14 protein-coding genes are annotated in these 17,841 nt (G+C 61.4%); all 14 read left to right on the forward strand.

Annotation, left to right across the window (positions count from 1 at the left end; translation table 11 throughout):
• Positions 1-17 precede the first annotated feature (17 nt).
• The 14 genes from ABEH87_RS01645 (at position 18) to ABEH87_RS01710 (ending at position 17,792) form a co-directional block, all read left to right on the forward strand.
• Positions 18-1,295, forward strand: coding sequence for an FAD-binding oxidoreductase (locus tag ABEH87_RS01645; RefSeq protein WP_346573326.1), 1,278 nt, complete (start codon positions 18-20; stop codon positions 1,293-1,295).
• A 57-nt stretch (positions 1,296-1,352) separates the two neighbouring features.
• Positions 1,353-2,957 (forward strand): ABC transporter substrate-binding protein, encoded by a 1,605-nt coding sequence (locus ABEH87_RS01650; protein ID WP_346573327.1) that lies wholly within the window; start codon positions 1,353-1,355, stop codon positions 2,955-2,957.
• Positions 2,958-2,986: 29 nt separating this feature from the next.
• Entirely contained in the window at positions 2,987-3,940 is a 954-nt protein-coding gene (locus tag ABEH87_RS01655) for an ABC transporter permease (RefSeq protein WP_346573329.1), read from the forward strand.
• Entirely contained in the window at positions 3,940-4,794 is an 855-nt protein-coding gene (locus ABEH87_RS01660) for an ABC transporter permease (RefSeq protein WP_137269314.1), read from the forward strand. Before ABEH87_RS01655 ends, ABEH87_RS01660 begins: the two co-directional genes overlap by 1 nt.
• A complete protein-coding gene (locus ABEH87_RS01665; protein ID WP_346573332.1) occupies positions 4,791-6,455 on the forward strand; it encodes an ABC transporter ATP-binding protein in 1,665 nt (554 codons plus the stop codon). Before ABEH87_RS01660 ends, ABEH87_RS01665 begins: the two co-directional genes overlap by 4 nt.
• Positions 6,456-6,757: 302 nt before the next feature.
• The gene (locus ABEH87_RS01670) at positions 6,758-8,089 is read left to right on the forward strand and encodes an FAD-binding oxidoreductase (RefSeq protein WP_346573334.1); all 1,332 of its coding nucleotides are present in this window, start codon (positions 6,758-6,760) and stop codon (positions 8,087-8,089) included.
• Positions 8,090-8,098: 9 nt separating this feature from the next.
• Complete coding sequence (locus ABEH87_RS01675; RefSeq protein WP_346573336.1) at positions 8,099-8,947, forward strand: GNAT family N-acetyltransferase; 849 nt, start codon at positions 8,099-8,101, stop codon at positions 8,945-8,947.
• Positions 8,947-9,873 carry a glyoxylate/hydroxypyruvate reductase A gene (locus tag ABEH87_RS01680; protein WP_346573338.1) on the forward strand — a complete coding sequence of 309 codons (927 nt, stop codon included), beginning with the start codon at positions 8,947-8,949 and terminating at the stop codon, positions 9,871-9,873. The genes ABEH87_RS01675 and ABEH87_RS01680 overlap by 1 nt, the downstream gene beginning before the upstream one ends.
• A 7-nt stretch (positions 9,874-9,880) precedes the next feature.
• Positions 9,881-11,008: a M20 aminoacylase family protein gene (locus ABEH87_RS01685; RefSeq protein ID WP_346574542.1), complete on the forward strand. Its 1,128-nt coding sequence runs from the start codon at positions 9,881-9,883 to the stop codon at positions 11,006-11,008.
• Between the two features lie 139 nt (positions 11,009-11,147).
• The gene (gene gabT, locus ABEH87_RS01690) at positions 11,148-12,464 is read left to right on the forward strand and encodes a 4-aminobutyrate--2-oxoglutarate transaminase (protein ID WP_346573340.1); all 1,317 of its coding nucleotides are present in this window, start codon (positions 11,148-11,150) and stop codon (positions 12,462-12,464) included.
• A 131-nt stretch (positions 12,465-12,595) separates the two neighbouring features.
• Positions 12,596-13,102, forward strand: coding sequence for an Lrp/AsnC family transcriptional regulator (locus ABEH87_RS01695; protein ID WP_062742678.1), 507 nt, complete (start codon positions 12,596-12,598; stop codon positions 13,100-13,102).
• 193 nt (positions 13,103-13,295) lie between these two features.
• On the forward strand, positions 13,296-13,766 hold the full coding sequence (locus tag ABEH87_RS01700) for a GNAT family N-acetyltransferase (protein ID WP_346573342.1): 471 nt from the start codon (positions 13,296-13,298) through the stop codon (positions 13,764-13,766).
• Positions 13,763-15,823, forward strand: coding sequence for a hydantoinase/oxoprolinase family protein (locus ABEH87_RS01705; protein ID WP_346573344.1), 2,061 nt, complete (start codon positions 13,763-13,765; stop codon positions 15,821-15,823). The genes ABEH87_RS01700 and ABEH87_RS01705 overlap by 4 nt, the downstream gene beginning before the upstream one ends.
• Complete coding sequence (locus ABEH87_RS01710) at positions 15,813-17,792, forward strand: hydantoinase B/oxoprolinase family protein (RefSeq protein ID WP_346573346.1); 1,980 nt, start codon at positions 15,813-15,815, stop codon at positions 17,790-17,792. The genes ABEH87_RS01705 and ABEH87_RS01710 overlap by 11 nt, the downstream gene beginning before the upstream one ends.
• Positions 17,793-17,841: the final 49 nt, after the last annotated feature.

A 17,841-nucleotide genomic window follows, 5' to 3' on the forward strand; every position in this document is an offset into this window, starting at 1 on the left:
CCTCAGAGGAGCAGGGTATGAAACTGGAATCATTCTGGCAGGCAACGGCACCGGCGTTTACCGGCGCAGCAACAGGCGACCTGCCAGCCACTGCCGATGTGGTGGTGATTGGCGGCGGCTTTACCGGCATTTCGGCGGCACTTAATCTCGCCCGCAGCGGCGTGAAAGTGGTGGTGCTGGAAGCGGGTGAGGTAATGAGCCAGGCCTCCGGCCGCAACGGCGGCCACTGTAATACCGGTGTGGCGCATAACTTCGCCGCCATGGTGGAAAGCCAGGGCGTTGAACAGGCTACCCGCTACTACCGTGCATTTGCCGATGCGGTGGACTACGTGCAGAGCGTAGTGGCCAGCGAGCAGATCGACTGTGATTTTCGCCGCTGCGGCAAGCTCAAGCTGGCCAGCAAAGCCTCACATCTGCCGTCGCTGGTGGCGGCGTGCGAGATGATGAAACGGCACGTCGATCCCGACGTGGAAATACTCAGCGCGGATGAAGTGAAACGCGAAATCGACTCGCCGCAGTTCCACGGCGCGCTGCTCCAGCACCACGGCGGGCAGATGCATATGGGCAAGTTTGGCGCTGGCCTCGCCGACGCAGCTGTCCGTGCCGGGGCGGCGGTCTATCCGCACAGCGCGGTCACCGGCCTGACGCGTCTGAACGGCTACCGTCACCGCGTCAGCACCGCGAAGGGCGAGATTGTGGCGGAAAAAGTGCTGATGGCCACCGGCTGTTCCAATATCGGGCCGTTTGACTGGTTCCAGCGCCGCATCATCCCGGTGGGCAGCTTTGTGGTGGTTACTGAACCGCTCGATGAGCGCCTGCTCAACCGTTTACTGCCGGGTGACCGCACCTATGTCACCTCGCTGAACCTGGGCAACTATCTGCGCACCACCGCCGACCGTCGTCTGGTGTTTGGCGGCCGCGCCCGCTTTGCCATCAGCAACCCGACCTCCGATGCGAAGAGCGGGGAGGTGCTGAAGGCAGGAATGCAGGCCATGTTCCCGGCACTGGGCAACGTTGCCATTGATTACTGCTGGGGGGGGCTGGTGGATATGACCGCTGACCGTCTGCCCCATGCCGGTGAACAGGACGGGGTGTTCTACTCGCTGGGCTACAGCGGGCACGGCACCCAGATGTCCGTGTGGATGGGCCGCGTGATGGCCGACCTGATAGCAGAAAAAAGCAACGACAACCCGTGGCAGCGCAGCAGCTGGCCAGCGGTTCCCGGCTACTTCGGGAAGCCCTGGTTCCTGCCGGTAGCGGGACTGTATTACAAAGCCAAAGATAAGTTTTCTTAACTAAGAATCTATCCGACCAGGGTAACCGTCATTAATAACGATTTCGAGGGTGTGCAAATGAGTAAATTTCGCAAAGAATTTAGCCGCGTTAACCCGAATTTGACCCAGGCGATTACGGATGTTGCTATTTCACGACGTGGCATGATGAAGCTGCTGTCCGCCGGTGCGGTGATGAGCACCGGGCTGATCGGCTTCCCGGAGTTCAGCTTCGCAGCGGAGGCCCCGGTGAAAGGGGGGAAACTGCGTGCTGCCGTCGCCAATGCTTCAGCCAGCGATACCCTCGACCCGGCAAAAGGCAGCAACAGCGGCGACTACTGCCGTCAGTTTATGTTCTACAGCGGCCTGATGGAGCTGGATAAAGAGCTGAAAGCGCAGCCCGCGCTGGCCGAATCCATGACCAGCAGCGACGGCCTGACCTGGCAGGTGAAGCTGCGCACCGGCGTAACCTTCCATGACGGCAAACCGCTGACCGCCGCCGATGTGGTTTACTCTCTCAGCCGCCATAAAGATCCGGCCGTGGCCTCCACGGTTATCACCCTGGCCAGCCAGATGAAAGAGATCAAGGCGGCAGCCCCCTCAGAAATCACGATCGTTCTCGAACAGCCAAACTATGACCTGCCGTCCATCCTGGCGACCAGCTCCTTCCTGATTGTGCAGGACGGCACCAAAGACTTCAGCAAAGCCATCGGCACCGGGCCGTTTGTCCTCACCTCGTTCCAGCCGGGCGTGCGCACCGTCGGCAGCAAAAACAAAAACTATTACAAACCGGGACTGCCTCATCTGGACGAGGTGGAGCTGATGGGCGTGACCGACCCGGCTGCCCGCGTCAACGCCCTGATGTCCGGCGACCTGCATATGGTTTCCACGCTGTCAGCTAACGATGTGAAACGCCTGCGTCAGAACGGCAAATTTACCATCATGGAAAGTAAATCCGGCATGTACAGCGACCTGATCATCCGTACCGATCGGGCACCCGGCAACAACCCGGACTTTGTGCTGGCGATGAAATACCTGCAGCCGCGCGAGATGATTGTTAAAACCGTCCTGCAGGGCTTTGGTGACGTCGGTAACGACACGCCGGTGCCGCCGTGGCACCCGATGTTTAACAAGGATCTGCCGCAGCGCCCGCTGGACCTCGACAAAGCTAAATTCCACCTGAAAAAGGCCAATATGGTCGGCGCAAAAGTGGAAATCATCACCACCCCGAATATCGAAGGGGCGGTGGAAGGCGGCCAGCTTATCCAGCAGATTGCCCGCTCTGCGGGTCTGAACGTCGCGGTGCGCCGCGTACCGTATGACGGCTACTGGTCAGCCCACTGGATGAAAGACCCGATTGGCTACGGCTCGGTTAACCCGCGCCCGACGCTGGATATGCTGTTCTCTCAGTTCTACTACTCCTCTGCCTCATGGAACGAATCCGGCTGGAAAAATGAGCAGTTCGACCAGCTGGTGACCGCTGCCCGTGGCGAAAGCGACCAGGCAAAGCGCAAACAGATGTATGGCGATATGCAGAAGCTGGTGTACGACAACTGCGGCACGCTGATCCCGGCCTTCATCAGTACGATGGACGGCTGTAGCAATAAAGTGAAAGGGGTGGAAGCGATGCCGTCGGGCATGATGATGGGCTATCGCTTCCACGAATACGCCTGGCTGACGTCGTAAATCTTTCAACTTTCACCAGGAGAATGGCGATGAACAGGTACATTTTCACACTGATATTCCGGCGCATAGGGTCGGGCTTACTTACGCTGCTGATTGTCTCGGCGCTGGTGTTCTTTATCACCAGCATGCTGCCGGGCGACGCCGCGCAGATGATCCTCGGCCAGTCCGCGACGCCTGAAACGGTCGCGGCACTGCGCCAGCAGCTCGGTCTGGATCAACCGCTGATGATGCGTTACTTCAGCTGGCTGGCCGGCATGCTTCAGGGCGACTTTGGCACCTCCTTCGCCAGCAATCTTCCGGTGACCCAGCTGGTGGCGCAGCGAATTCCGGCCACCTTCCAGCTCGCCGCCACCACCACACTGGTGTCGGTCCCGCTGGCGCTGTTTATCGGCATTACCGCCGCCATGAAGCGCGGGTCATTCCTTGACCGTGCGCTGGTGGTCAGCACCATGGCCGTGGTGGCCGTACCGGAATTTCTGGTGGCGACCGTGGCGGTGATTATCTTCGCGGTCAAACTGCAGTGGGTTCCGGCGATGTCGCTCGGCTCCACCCATCAGGATTTCCTCGGCTTTCTGCGCACCTTTGCCCTGCCGGTAATGACGCTGTGCTGCGTGGTGGTCGCGCAGATGGCAAGGATGACCCGCGCGGCGATCGTGAACCAGATGGACAGCCCGTATCTGGAAATGACCCTGCTGAAAGGCGTCTCGCCGCTGCGCGCCATGCTGCGTCATGCGCTGCCCAACGCCGTGGGGCCGATTGCTAACGCCATCTCGCTCAGCCTCTCGTACCTGTTTGGCGGCGTGATCATTATCGAAAGTATCTTCAGCTATCCGGGGCTGGCCAGCCAGATGGTGGATGCGGTCAGCAACCGCGACCTGCCGGTGGTGCAGCTCTGCGTGATGTTCTTTGCCGTCTGCTATCTGGTGCTGCTGCTGGCCGCTGACATTCTGACAATCGCATTCAATCCTAAGTGGAGGGGCTGATGAATCTGTTGACGCTGCCGTGGCGCTTCTTTCAATCGCTCACCATCAGCGGCCGCATCGGCCTGCTGATCACCCTGTTCTGGATCTTTATGGCGGTGTTCGGCACCGCCCTGGCTCCGCACAATCTGGAGGATATCGGCGGCGGGCCGCTGTTCGGTGACTTCAGCCGCGAGTTCTGGTTTGGTACCGACTATCTTGGCCGTGATATTTTCAGCCGCATTCTGTTCGGCGCGCGCTACTCCATCGGCCTGGCGCTGACTGCCGCCGTGCTCGCCAGCCTGGTCGGCACGCTGCTGGCACTGCTGGCCGCCGTAGCGGGGCGCTGGCTGGAGGAGGTGCTGGGGCGCATCAACGATGCCATGCTGGTGCTGCCGGGTAAAATCCTCGCGCTGATGATTGTCGCCGTGTTCGGATCCTCGCTGCCGATGCTGATTATCACCGCTGTGTTTACCTACTGGCCGGGCGCCTACCGCATTGCCTACGCTATGGCCTCCAGCCTGCGTTCGATGGACTACGTGCAGGCCTCGCGTCTGCGCGGTGAAAGCCGCCTGTACGTGGCTATCCACGATATTCTGCCGAATATGCTGCACCCGATGCTGACCGATTTCGGCCTGCGCTTTGTTTATATCGTCCTGCTGCTCAGCGGCCTGAGTTTCCTCGGCCTTGGCGTACAGCCGCCGTATGCCGACTGGGGGACACTGGTGCGTGAAAACCTGCAGGGCCTGTTTGATGGCTCTCCGGCGGTGTTGATGCCGGCGGTGGCCATTGCCAGCCTGACTATCGGGGCTAACCTGTTTATTGACAGCTTACAGTCGATGCGTTCATTAACCGTGGTTGCTAAGGGGGTTGCATGAATATTACGCCACATGCGTCAACGCCGATGGTGTCCGTCGATCATCTGCGCGTCACCGCGCAGGCCGATGATGGTCATGAAATAGCCCTGGTGTCTGATATTCACTTCACCGTGCAGAAAGGGGAAGTGCTGGCCCTGATTGGCGAGTCCGGCTCCGGTAAGACCACCATCGCTCTGGCGCTGATGGGCTATGCCCGTCACGGCTGTAAAATTGCTGGCGGCACGGTTCACGTAGCGGGAACGGATGTCACCTCGCTGACCCCTGGCCAGCTGTGTCAGTTCCGTGGCAACAAAGTTGCCTATATTGCCCAGAGTGCCGCCGCCTCGTTCAACCCGGCAATGACCATCATGGATCAGGTCGTCGAGCCGGTGGTGATCCACGGGGTGATGAGCCGCGCTGATGCGGAAACCAAGGCGATTGAGCTGTTCCGCGAGCTGGCGTTACCCAACCCGGAAACCATCGGTAACCGCTATCCGCACCAGGTTTCCGGCGGGCAGCTTCAGCGCCTGATGACCGCCATGGCGCTGATCGGTGATCCGGAGGTGGTGATCCTCGACGAACCGACCACTGCGCTCGACGTCACCACCCAGGTGGAGGTGCTGAAAGCCTTCCGCCGCGTGGTGCGCCAGCGCGGTACGACGGCCATCTACGTCAGTCACGATCTGGCGGTGGTGGCGCAGATGGCCGACAAAATTCTGGTGCTGCTGAAAGGCGCGATTGCTGAATACGGCACCACCGAACAGCTGCTGCGCGCACCCAAAGCAGAGTACAGCCACCTGCTGCTGGAAGCGGCAAGGCAGAAACCGCGTCCGAGCCCGTGGCAGGCGCAGGGAGAGAGCGTACAGCCGCTGTTGCAGGTGCGCGATCTCTCTGCCGGATACGGCCCGCTGGACAGCAGCGGTCAGCCGAAAATCAAAATTCTCGAAGAGATCAACTTCAGCCTGTATCGCGGCCAGGCGATTGGCATCATCGGCGAGTCGGGGTCGGGTAAAACCACCCTGGCCCACGCTATCGCCGGCATGAATAAGCCGAGCGGCGGCCATATTCTGTTTAACGGTCACTATATTGCCGGGGATATGTATAAACGCCCGGAGAATGAGCTGCGCCGCATCCAGTATGTATTCCAGATGGCGGATACCGCGCTGAACCCGGCGCACAGCATTGAAACCATCCTCAAGCGCCCGCTGAAGCTGTTCCACGGGCTGCGCGGCGCCGCGCTGGAAAAGCGCATGCTGCAGCTGCTCGACCTGGTTCGTCTGCCGCGCAGCGTGCTGTGGCGCAAGCCCTGGTCACTGTCCGGCGGGCAGAAGCAGCGCGTGAACCTGGCGCGTGCGCTGGCGGCAGAGCCGGACCTGATCCTGTGCGATGAGGTGACCTCAGCGCTGGATACTGTGGTGGCGGCAGCGGTGCTGGACCTGATTACCGAGCTGCGCCGCGAGCTGGGGCTGTCGGTGCTGTTTATCAGCCATGACCTGCATGCGGTGCGTTCGGTGTGTGACGAGATCATTGTGGTGAAGAATGGCCGCATGGTTACCCAGGTGGCGCGCGCCGACTACGACAAGCCGTCCAGCGAGCTGTACTATGAGCGCCTGAAGCGCGCCGTCCCGGAGCTGCGTCAGGGCTGGCTGGACGAGCACGAAGAGAGCGATATCGCGCTGTAACAGATTCATGTCCAAGGGTCGACCGAAAAAAAGGGTCGACCCCTACGGTGAGATATTTGTCGTGGCGGAACTTTATGCAGGCAGGGAACCACCTGCCCGCACCGGATTTGCCCCCCACGGGCAATCACGGTTTTGTAGGGGCGGACCTTTTTTTGTGGTCCGCCCGCAGGCGATACCATATGCAGGCAGGGAACCACCTGCCCGCACCGGATTTGCCTCCCACGGGCAATCACGGTTTTGTAGGGGCGGACCTTTTTTTTCGGTCCGCCCGCAGGCGACACCATATTCAGGTAAGGAACAACATGCCCGCACCGATTCGATACGTACAGGACAGCCCTCATTTCCCGCCTTCCGCCGACGTGGTGGTGATCGGAGCCGGCATTGCCGGGGCGGCCGCAGCCTATGAACTGGCGAAAAAAGGCGTCAGCGTCGTGCTGATTGAGAAAGGGCTGGTCAGCGGCGAACAGTCCAGCCGTAACTGGGGCTGGTGCCGTCAGCAGAACCGCGACGAGCGCGAGCTGCCGTTGATCCAATATGCGCTGCAACGCTGGGGCGAACTGGGTGAGGAGACCGGTGAAGAGCTGGGGTTCCGCCGCAGTGGCCTGGTGTACGCCACAAAAAACCAGCAGGATATTAACGCCTGGGAAGCCTGGAATAAAATGGCGAAAGGCTATGACTTCCACAGCGAAATTCTCACCGCCGAACGGGCGAAAGCGATGACGCCGGGCAGCTCCAGCGCCTGGCTGGGGGGCATTTCATCCCCGACAGACGGTCACGCCGAGCCATCGCTGGCGGCACCAGGCCTGGCGATTGCCGCCCAGCGCCTGGGGGCGCTGGTGTTTCAGCAGTGCGCGGTGCGCGGGCTGGATATCTCCGCCGGACGCGTCAGCGGCGTCGTCACCGAACGGGGGCTGATCAAAACCAGCAGCGTGATCTGTGCCGGCGGGGCCTGGACGTCCATGTTCTGCCGCCGGCACGGCATTGATCTGCCGCTTGGCAACGTCATCGGCACCGCATTCCGCACCGCGCCGATCGAACAGAAAATCGCGCTGCCGCTCTACACGCCGGGCTTCGCCTGCCGCCCGCAGCTGGACGGCAGCTACACCGTTTCCGTCTCCGGTCGCGGTCGCCTGGAACCCGGTTTACAGGGGCTGCGCTATGCGCGTCAGTTCTGGCCGACCTTTAAGGCGCGCCGTAAAAATCTGAAGATTAACCTCGGCCTCAGCCCGTTTATCACCGGACCGGAGGCGCTGGCCCACTGGCGTATGGACGGCATCTCACCGTTTGAAAAAGTCCGTATTCTCGATCCCGTGCCGGATATGGCGATGGTGGCGGAGGGGCTGAGCGCAATGCGCCAGGAGTTCCCCTCAATGGAAAACGTGCGCCTGGAGCAGGCCTGGGGCGGGATGATCGACAGCACCGCCGATGCGGTCCCGGTGATTTCCCCGGTCGGCAGGCTGCCTGGACTGGTGCTTTCGGCCGGATACAGCGCCCACGGTTTCGGCATTGGTCCCGGAGCCGGACGGCTGGCTGCCGACCTCGCCACCAGAGATACCCCGATTGTTGACCCGACGCCGTTCCGCTATGAACGCCTGATCGACGGTTCCGGCCTTGATGCGCCGGGCATGATGTAAGGAGCAGAAATGACTATCGAATTTGTCGCGATGAATGAAAACCATCTGGATGCCGGTTACGCCCTGACGCAGCAGATGAAGTGGCCGCACCGCCGCGCCGACTGGCAGCAGGCGCTGCTGCTGGGCGAGGGCCTGGTGGCGCAGGAAAATGGCGAGGTGATAGGGACAGCGCTGCACTGGCGCTGGGGGCGTGATTACGCCACTCTCGGCCTGGTGATTGTTGACGGAGCCCAGCAGGGGCGCGGCATTGGCAAACAGCTGATGCAGCAGACGCTGGCGAAACTGGAAGGCAGCAATGTCCGCCTGCACGCCACAGAAGCGGGCAAGCCGCTGTATGAAAAACTGGGCTTCGTCGCCACCGGCCACGTTGAACAGCATCAGTGCCGTGAACTGGCGGCGGTGACGCCCGTTGCCTGTGGCCCCCATCAGCAGCTGCGCAGTGCAGGCGTACAGGATGCTGCACTGCTGACCGCGCTGGACCGTCAGACGCTGGGCCAGCATCGCCCGCTGCTGATCGCCAATCTGCTCGACAGCGCGCAGCGTTTTCTGGTACTGGAAGAGAACGGCACGGCGGCAGGGTTTGCCTGCCTGCGCCGCTTCGGGCACGGCTACGCCATTGGCCCGGTGATTGCACGCAGCCTGCCCAACGCGAAGCTGCTGGTCAGTCACCTGCTTAGCGGCGTCAGCGGTCAGTTTGTGCGCATCGATACCGACCGCTCCGCCGGGATGGGGCCGTGGCTCACCGCGCTGGGGCTGGTGGAGGTGGATGCACCGGTCACCATGTACAAAGGGACACCGTGGCAGCCGGAAGCGGGCGGCATGCAGGCGTTCGCCCTGATGAACCAGGCGCTGGCCTGATGAATATCGTCTATAAGTCTGAACCCGAACGCGGGCAGAAATGGGCCGCGCTGGTGGCGGAAATGGCGCCAGCCGCCAGCTTCCGGCTGTGGCCGGAGATCGGGAACCCGGAAGAGGTGGAATATCTGGTCGCCTGGGTCCCACCCGCCGATATTATGCAGCAGTTTCCCAACCTGAAAGTGCTGTTTTCCGTCGGGGCAGGGGCCGATCAGTTCGACTATGCCAGCCTGCCGCCGGATCTGCCGGTGGTGCGGATGATCGAACCCGGCCTGACCAGCGGCATGGTGGAATACGTCACTTTTGCCGTCCTCGGCCTGCACCGCGATATGCCGCGCTATCTGCAGCAGCAGCGGGAGGGCATCTGGCAGGCGCATCCGGTACACACCGCCGCAACACGGCGCATCGGCGTGATGGGGCTTGGCACGCTGGGCGAAGCGGTGCTGAAACCGCTGGTGACGCTCGGTTTTGACTGCGCGGGCTGGAGCCGCACGCCGCGCGACCTGCCCGGCGTACAGTGCTTTGCCGGTAACGAACGGCTCTGCGAGTTCCTTGCCCGCACTGACATTCTGATCTGCCTGCTGCCGCTGACCGCCAGCACCGAAGGGATGCTGAACGCGGACCTGTTCAGCCAGCTGCCTCAGGGGGCGGCGCTAGTGCAGGTCGGACGCGGCGCGCAGCTCAGCCATGACGATTTAATCCGCGCGCTCGACAGCCAGCAGCTGAGCGCGGCGGTGGTGGATGTGACCGCCCCGGAGCCGCTGCCCGCCGGGCACGCCTTCTGGCAACATCCGGCTGTCTGGCTGACGCCACATATCGCCAGCCAGACGCAGCCGGAAAGCGCGGTGCGGGCGCTGCTGGAGAATATCCGCCGCTTTGAGCGCGGTGAAACCATGGTCGGCGTGGTCGACCGCGATAAAGGATACTGAGATGGATATGGCAGCATTAGTGGCGCTGCGGCGCGATATTCACCAGCACCCGGAGCTGGGCTATCAGGAGCACCGTACCAGCGGGCTGGTAGCAGAATTCCTCACCCGGCTGGGGCTGGAGGTGCATCAGGGGATCGGTAAAACCGGCGTCGTCGGTGTGCTGAAGCGCGGCACCAGCCCGCGTTCTGTTGGGCTGCGCGCCGACATGGATGCCCTGCCGATGGCGGATAACGGCAGCCAGCCGTGGAAAAGCCGGCAGGCGAACGTCTGCCACGCCTGCGGTCACGACGGCCACACGGTGATGCTGCTGGGGGCGGCCCAGGCGCTGGCCGCTGACCCGGATTTTGACGGCACGGTGAATTTCATCTTTCAGCCAGCGGAAGAGGGGCTGGCAGGCGCGCAGGCGATGATCGACGACGGCCTGTTTACCCGCTTCCCGTGCGATGCGGTGTATGCCATCCATAACTGGCCGCAGCTGCCGCTGGGGACGGTGCAGACCCGGCCCGGCCCGATAATGGGCGCCGGAGACGCCTTCAGTATCACCGTTGAAGGGGGCGGGGGACATGCTGCTCAGCCGCAGCTGACGCCCGACACGCTGCTGGCCACCAGCGAGCTGGTGGTGGCGCTGCACACCATTGTCAGCCGCGACCTTGACCCGTGCGATCCGGCGGTACTGACGGTGACGCGCATTAACGGCGGTTTCTCGCACAATATGATCCCGGCGCAGGCCACGCTGAGCGGAACGGTACGCACCTTTGACCGTGCGGTGCAGGACCGCATAGAGCAGCGCATGCGCGAGCTGGCGCAGCACGTGACGGCGGCGCACGGCCTGACGGCCCGCGTCACCTATGACCGCTACTATCCGGCCACCGTCAACACGGCGCACGAGGCGGGAGTGGCCCTGAGCGCCGCACGTCGTGCCGGGCTGGAGCATGGCCCGGCGGCAAAACCGGCGCTGACCTCTGAAGACTTCTCCTTTATGTTGCAGGCGAGGCCGGGTGCCTATGTGTGGCTGGGCTCGGCGCAAAGCCGCCCGCTGCACCACTCCGAATATGACTTTAACGATGCGCTGATCCCTTACGGCATCCGCTGGTTCTGCGCGGTAGTGCAGGAATCGCTGGCGGTAAAAATTTAATTCAACGTTTAGGACGAATTACGAAAGTTAATGCTGCCGCTGTGCCCTGAACGGCAGCTTTCCCTTACGGCTTATTGCGATACTTGACCCATGCCCGCAGCGGGCAACGTATTCATCTTCACGTCAATGAGGCAAATAAATGCACAATTTACTGGCTGAACAGCAGACATTCTCTGATAACGCCCTGTTTCTGGACGCTCGTGCAGAAAATGTTCCCCGTGGCGTCGTCACCGCACACCCGATTGTGATTGCGAAAGGTAAAGGTTCCGAAGTCTGGGACGTGGAAGGGAATCGCTATTTAGATTTCGTTGGCGGCATTGGCGTATTAAACGTTGGCCACAGCCATCCTGCGGTGGTCAATGCGGTGACGGAACAGCTGCAGCGGGTGTCTCATGCCTGTTTCCAGGTGGCAGCCTATCCGGGCTATATCGAGCTGGCAAAACGCCTGAACAAGCTGATTGGTGCGGGCGAAGAATTTAAAAGCGTCTTTTTCACCAGCGGCGCCGAAGCGGTGGAAAATGCGGTGAAAATTGCCCGCGCACACACCCAGCGCCCCGGCATTATTGCTTTCGACGGGGCTTTTCATGGCCGAACCCTGCTGGGCGTGACCTTAACCGGCATGAGCCAGCCGTATAAGCAGAACTTTGGCCCGTTCCCCGGTGATATTTACCGCGTTCCGTTCCCGAACGCCTTCCATGATGTTTCCGAAGCGGACTGCTTAAAAGCGCTGGATACCCTGTTTGCGGTGCAGATCCTGCCGGAGCGCGTGGCGGCGATCATCATCGAGCCGGTGCAGGGCGATGGCGGCTTCCTGCCGGCGTCACCGGCCTTTATGCAGGCGCTGCGTGAGATCACCGAACGCCACGGCATCCTGCTGATCTGTGACGAAGTGCAGACCGGTTTTGGCCGCACCGGCAAGATGTTCGGCTTCCAGCACAGCGGGATTGTGCCGGACCTGGTGACCGTGGCAAAAAGCCTCGGCGGCGGTCTGCCCATTTCCGGCGTGGTGGGCAAAGCCGCCGTGATGGACGCGCCGACGCCGGGCGGGCTGGGCGGCACCTATGGCGGGAACGCGCTGGGCTGCGCGGCGGCGCTGGCGGTGCTCGATCTGTTTGAGCACGGGAACCTGCTGGAGCGCTCAAATCAGCTCGGTGAACAGATGAATGCGCGCCTGCAACAGCTGGCGGAGAAATATGCCTGTATCGGAGAAGTGCGCGGCATTGGTTTTATGCAGGCGGTAGAGATTATCGACTTCGAAAGCAAAAAGCCCGACGCCGCACTGACGCAGAAGATCCTCGACAGCGCCTGCCAGGAAGGACTGCTGCTGATTAAATGCGGCCTGCATCGTAATACCGTGCGTTTCCTCGCACCGCTGGTGACCAGCGATTCGCAGCTGGAAGAGGCGCTGCATATCTTTGATATCGCACTGGCTCGTGCCACCGGTCGCCTGGGCTGATAATTCTTCCTCATTGATATTATTGCATTTATTGATAATTACGCCCGGATAGCACGCGTTGTTAAAACACTGGCGTCTCAGTGATTAAGCGTGCTATACCAGTTGAGCGACGTGAACCAATGAGGGGTCTTATGAACGGCTTAATGAAACTGGACCGTATCGACATTAACATCCTGGTACAGCTGCAGAAAGATGGCCGTATCAGCAATGTGAATCTGGCCGATGCCGTTGGGCTTTCGCCCAGCCCCTGCCTGCAGCGCGTAAAGCGCCTTGAAACCGCCGGGTTTATTACCGGCTACGAGGCGCACATCAATCTGACGAAAATCACCGACTCGGTCACCGTTTTTACCGAAGTGACCCTTTCCGGCCATCGGCGCGAAGATTTTCTCAAGTTTGAAAATGCCATCCGCGAGGTTGATGAACTGATGGAGTGCCACCTGATCACCGGTGGCTATGACTATCTGCTGCGCTTTATTACCCGCAGTATTGAGCACTATCAGGAAGTGATTGAAGGACTGCTGGACGCCAAAGTGGGCATCGACAAGTACTTCAGTTATATCGTGATTAAGTCACCGATTATGAAAAGCAGCGTGCCGCTCAGGTCGCTGATTACCCGCCATACCCAGGTCGAATTTTAAACATTTACCACTGTTGTAGAGGCGGACCCTCTTTTCCGGTCCGCCCGTGAGGTAACATCGCCCCGGCAGAATATTTCCCCGCCCGCCCGTAATTCCCCACAAAACGCCGTACCGACCCCGAACAACCAAAAAACTGCGGTGGGTAAAGGGCTTACACTCTTTTTATCCGCCGAAAAAAGAGTCAGGAGCCACCATGCTCAAGCCGGTTGTCCCCGTGGTTGCCGAGTGGCAGCGCGATGAATATCTGTTAAGCAGCGATACCCGCAAACTCGATATCGCGTGGATCCACGCTCAGCTTGCCGAAAAAAGCTACTGGGCCGCCGGGCAGTCGCTGGCCACCACCGAGCGGTCGCTGGCCGCATCGATGCCGTTTGGCATCTATTATCAGCAGAAGCAGGTCGGCTTCGGTCGCCTGATCACCGACTACAGCCGCTTTGCCTACCTCAGCGACGTGATGATTGATGATGCCCACCGCGGCAAAGGGCTGGGCGGCTGGTTTGCTGCCACCATTCTGACCCACCCGGAACTCCACACCATAAAACGCTGGATGCTGGCCACCGACGATGCCCACGAGGTTTATCGTCGGGCGGGCTGGCAGCCGGTGGCCCAGCCACAACGATTGATGGAATTTATTCCCACCCCACCAGAGGAAAACACCCCATGAGTTACCGCGTTGGCGTCGATATTGGCGGATCGTTCACGGATTTTGCGCTGCTGGACGAGCGCGATAACAGCATCCGTACCCTGAAAGTCCTGTCGCGCCCCGACAGCCCCGGCAGCGAAATTACCACCGGGCTGGCTGCGTTCAGGCAGCGCGACGGTATTGACCCTGCAGAAATCACCTACTTCACCCACGGTACTACGGTCGGCGTTAATGCGGTGATCCAGCGCAAAGGCGTGAAGCTGGCGCTGTTCGCCACCGAAGGTTTCTGTGACGTACTGGAGCTGGCGCGGCTTAAAATTCCCCATATCCACGACCTGTTCTCGCGCCGCCCGGCACCGTTAATCACCCGCGACCGCGTTTTCGCTATCAAAGAACGCAGCGACCGCGACGGCAACGTGCTGCAAACCGTCGATCGGCAGAGTGTGATTGACGCGGTGGAGGCGGCACGCGCGGCGGGCTGCGAGGGCATTGTGGTTTCACTGCTGCACAGCTACCGCAACGCCAGTAACGAAGCACAGGTTCGCGAAATCGTCGCTGAAGTGGCGCCCGATCTGCTGACCTCCTGCTCGGCGGAGATCTGGCCGATCATCCGCGAATACGAGCGCACCATCACCGCCGTGATTAACGCCTACGTGCAGCCGAAAGTGATCCACTATCTTGATGCCTTCGAGCGGGCGCTGAAAGAGATGGGCGTGCCGGTCCCCCCGCGTATCACCAAATCCAACGGCGGCGTGATGGGCCTGGCGCAGGCTAAAGCCGAGTGCGTGCAGATGGTGCTGTCCGGCACGGCCTCCGGGGTGATGGGGGCCAGCTATATTGCTGAAAGCTGCGGCTTAAACCGACTGTTAAGTCTGGATATCGGCGGCACCAGCGCTGATGTGGCGGTGATCGTTGACGGTCGCCCGGAATATGGCAACGGTGAAATCATCGGTGACTTCCCGATCTACATTCCGTCCGTCTCGGTGACGTCGGTGGGTCAGGGCGGGGGATCGATTGCCTGGATCGACAGCCTGGGGGTATTGCAGGTCGGACCGGACAGCGCCGGATCGCTGCCGGGGCCGGTCTGCTTCCGCCGTGGCGGCACTGAAGCCACGGCCACCGATGCCTTTGCCGCCTGTGGTCTGATTGGCCACGGTGACCTCGGTTACAACGCCGTGCAGGTAGATGTTGCCGGAGCGCGTGCAGCGGTCGGGAAACTGGCAGACCCGCTGGGGATCAGCATTGAAGAGACGGCTGAAAATATCATCGCCCTGGCCGTCTCCAGCATGTACAGCGATACCAGCGGGCTGATCTCACGCTTCGGCCTGGATCCACGCGAATTTTACTTCCTCGCGTTCGGCGGTGCCGGACCGATGATGGGTTGTTTCCTGGCGCGGGAGCTGAAGCTGAAAGGCGTGGTGGTGCCGCCAACGCCGGGCGTGCTCTCGGCGCTGGGGGGCCTGGTGGCCGACATTAAAAACGATTTCATCCGCACGCTTTACTGCGACCTGGTCCCGGCCGTCAGCGAGCGTCTGCAACAGAATACGCAGCAGCTGCGGGCTGAAGCCGAAGGCTGGCTGGCCCGTGAATACGGCGCGGACCTGCCGTATGAGCTGAGCTTCTCGGCCGATATGCGCTATCGTGGACAGTCCTTTGAGATTGACGTGCTGTTGCAGCCGTCCTGGCTGCTGGAGGGCGACCTGGCGGCGATCCGCAGCGCTTTCGACACCCATCACACCCGTCTTTTTGGCCATCACGATGCGCAGGCCCCGGTCCAAATGATCAATCTGCGGCTGGTGCTCTCATCCCCGACGCCGAAACCGCGCCTGACCACGCTGGCTAAGGCCAACGGCCCGGTACAGGCGCTGCGCCAGGTCGAGGCCTGGATTGACGGCCGCTGGTGGCAGCTGGATGTGGTCTCCCGCAGCGCGCTGTTTGCCGGTCACCAGCTCACCGGACCGGTGATTATTGCCCAGGACGACTGCACCACCTGTGTCCCCCCGCAGATGCAGGTCGATGTTGACCACTACGGTAACCTGATTATTACCCCGCAAACCGGAGCACATCATGGCCATTGATGGACGTAACCTGCAAATTCTCGCCAACTACTGCGCGGCAGCCGCCGACGCGATGGCGTTTACCCTGATGCGCACCGCGCACTCCACCTTTGTCAAAGAGACGGAAGACTTCTCCTGTCAGATTGTCAGCCGCGACGGGCTGGCTTTTGCCTCGCCGCGCAGCTTCGGCGCGCCCTGGTACAGCGGCATTGATTACGGCCCGGTGCTGACGCTGATAGACGGCTATCAGGAAGGCGATATCTGCATCACCAATGACTCGTATGCCGGTAACGTTGCCACCCACTCACCGGACATTCATATCTGGAAACCGGTATTCCATAACGGTGAAATCACCTGCTTTGTGGTCGGGCATATCCACAACACCGACGTTGGCGGCGCGGTTCCTGCCTCACTGTCGCGTTCGCTGACGGAAATCGTGCAGGAGGGTATCCGCATCCCGCCGCTGAAGATCATCAGCGGCGGCGTGCTGAATGAGGAGGTGGCGCGCATTATGCGGCTTAACGTGCGTGCGCCCGACCAGAACTGGGGGGACTTCAACGCCCAGATCGCCTCGGTGAATATCGGAGAGCGCAAGGTGCAGGAGATTATCGCCCGCTTTGGCATTGAGGACTTCCTGACCGGAGTGGAGGGGATCCTCGACTACGCCGAGCAGCAGGCGCGCGGGATTATCAGCACCATCCCTGACGGGGATTACTTCTATGCCGATTACGCGGACGAAGACGGTGAAGGCGGCTATCCCTGCCGAATCGCCGTGACGCTGCGGGTAAAAGGCGACAGCCTGGAGCTGGACTATACCGGCAGCGATCCGCAGTTAATGTCCTCGCTCAATATGCCAACCGGGGGGCGGGAGCGTCATCCGCTGGCGCTGGTCGGGGTCACCTATGTGCTGTCAACGCTGGACCGTTCGCTGCTGCTGAACGCCGGAACGCTGCGCCCGACGCGGGCGATCCTGCCGCCGGGCACCATTATGAACTGCGAGGCGCCGGCTGCCGTAGGCATGCGCTCGCTGACCTGTGCCATGTCGCAGATTGCCACCGTCGGGGCGTTTTCCCTGGCGATGCCGGAACGGCTGCCCGCCAACTCGCCTGGCGGTAACTCGATTATAAATATCCGCACGGTTGACGGACTGAACCGCAGCGTCGTCGCCTCTCTTGGCCCGGTAGGCGGCGGGGCGGGCGGTACGCCGAAACACGATGGCCCGGACGGCTCCGGTGGCCTGTCGGCCTTCCTGAAAAACACGCCGATTGAGATTAACGAAGCCGAAGTTCCGGTACGGTTCCTGCGCTATGGTCTGGCGACCGACAGCGCGGGCGCCGGTGAGTATCGCGGCGGGCTGGCGACTGAAATGGCATTTGAAGTGTCTGCCCCGAATACCACCATTACGGCACGTAACCGCAACCGTTCGGTGTTCTCCTCTGCCGGAGCGGCAGGGGGCCGTGCGGGAAGCACCTCATGGTTCCGCACCGAACATGCCGATGGCCGGGTGACGGAGCACGGCAACACCGATGTGATCCACTGTGGTCCGGGTGATGTGGTGGCGATTAAAGGGCCGGGCGCAGGGGGCTACGGGCTGGCGAAGAACCGCCGCGTGCAGGCGGTACTGCAGGACGTGCAGTGTGGATTCCTGACGGAGCAGGCGGCGCGTGAGCAGTACGGCGTGGCGCTCGCACACGGTGAGATCGACGAAGTCACCACCGCGCGCCTGCGTGCGGCGATGCCGGAAGGCAGCGGCGAACACTTTGACGTCGGTGAGGCGCGCCGCACCTTTGAAACCCTGTGGACGCCGGAGCGCTATCAGCTGTTGACCGCATTCCTGGCGCAGCAGCCGGTGGTCTGGCGTCACTTCCTCAAACATCAGATATTTGCGGCGGTGAAGGCGGGCGAGGGCGGCGAGCTGCCGCTGGCTGAACAGATGTCGGGGCTGTTTGCCGGGCTGAAGCAACGTTTCCCGGCGCTGAGCGCGGTATAACACCGGTCCCGTACCGAGGATTTCCCCGACCGTGCGGACAGAGGTTGGT

This window comes from Erwinia sp. Eh17-17 (assembly GCF_039675725.1).
GTDB lineage: Bacteria > Pseudomonadota > Gammaproteobacteria > Enterobacterales > Enterobacteriaceae > Erwinia.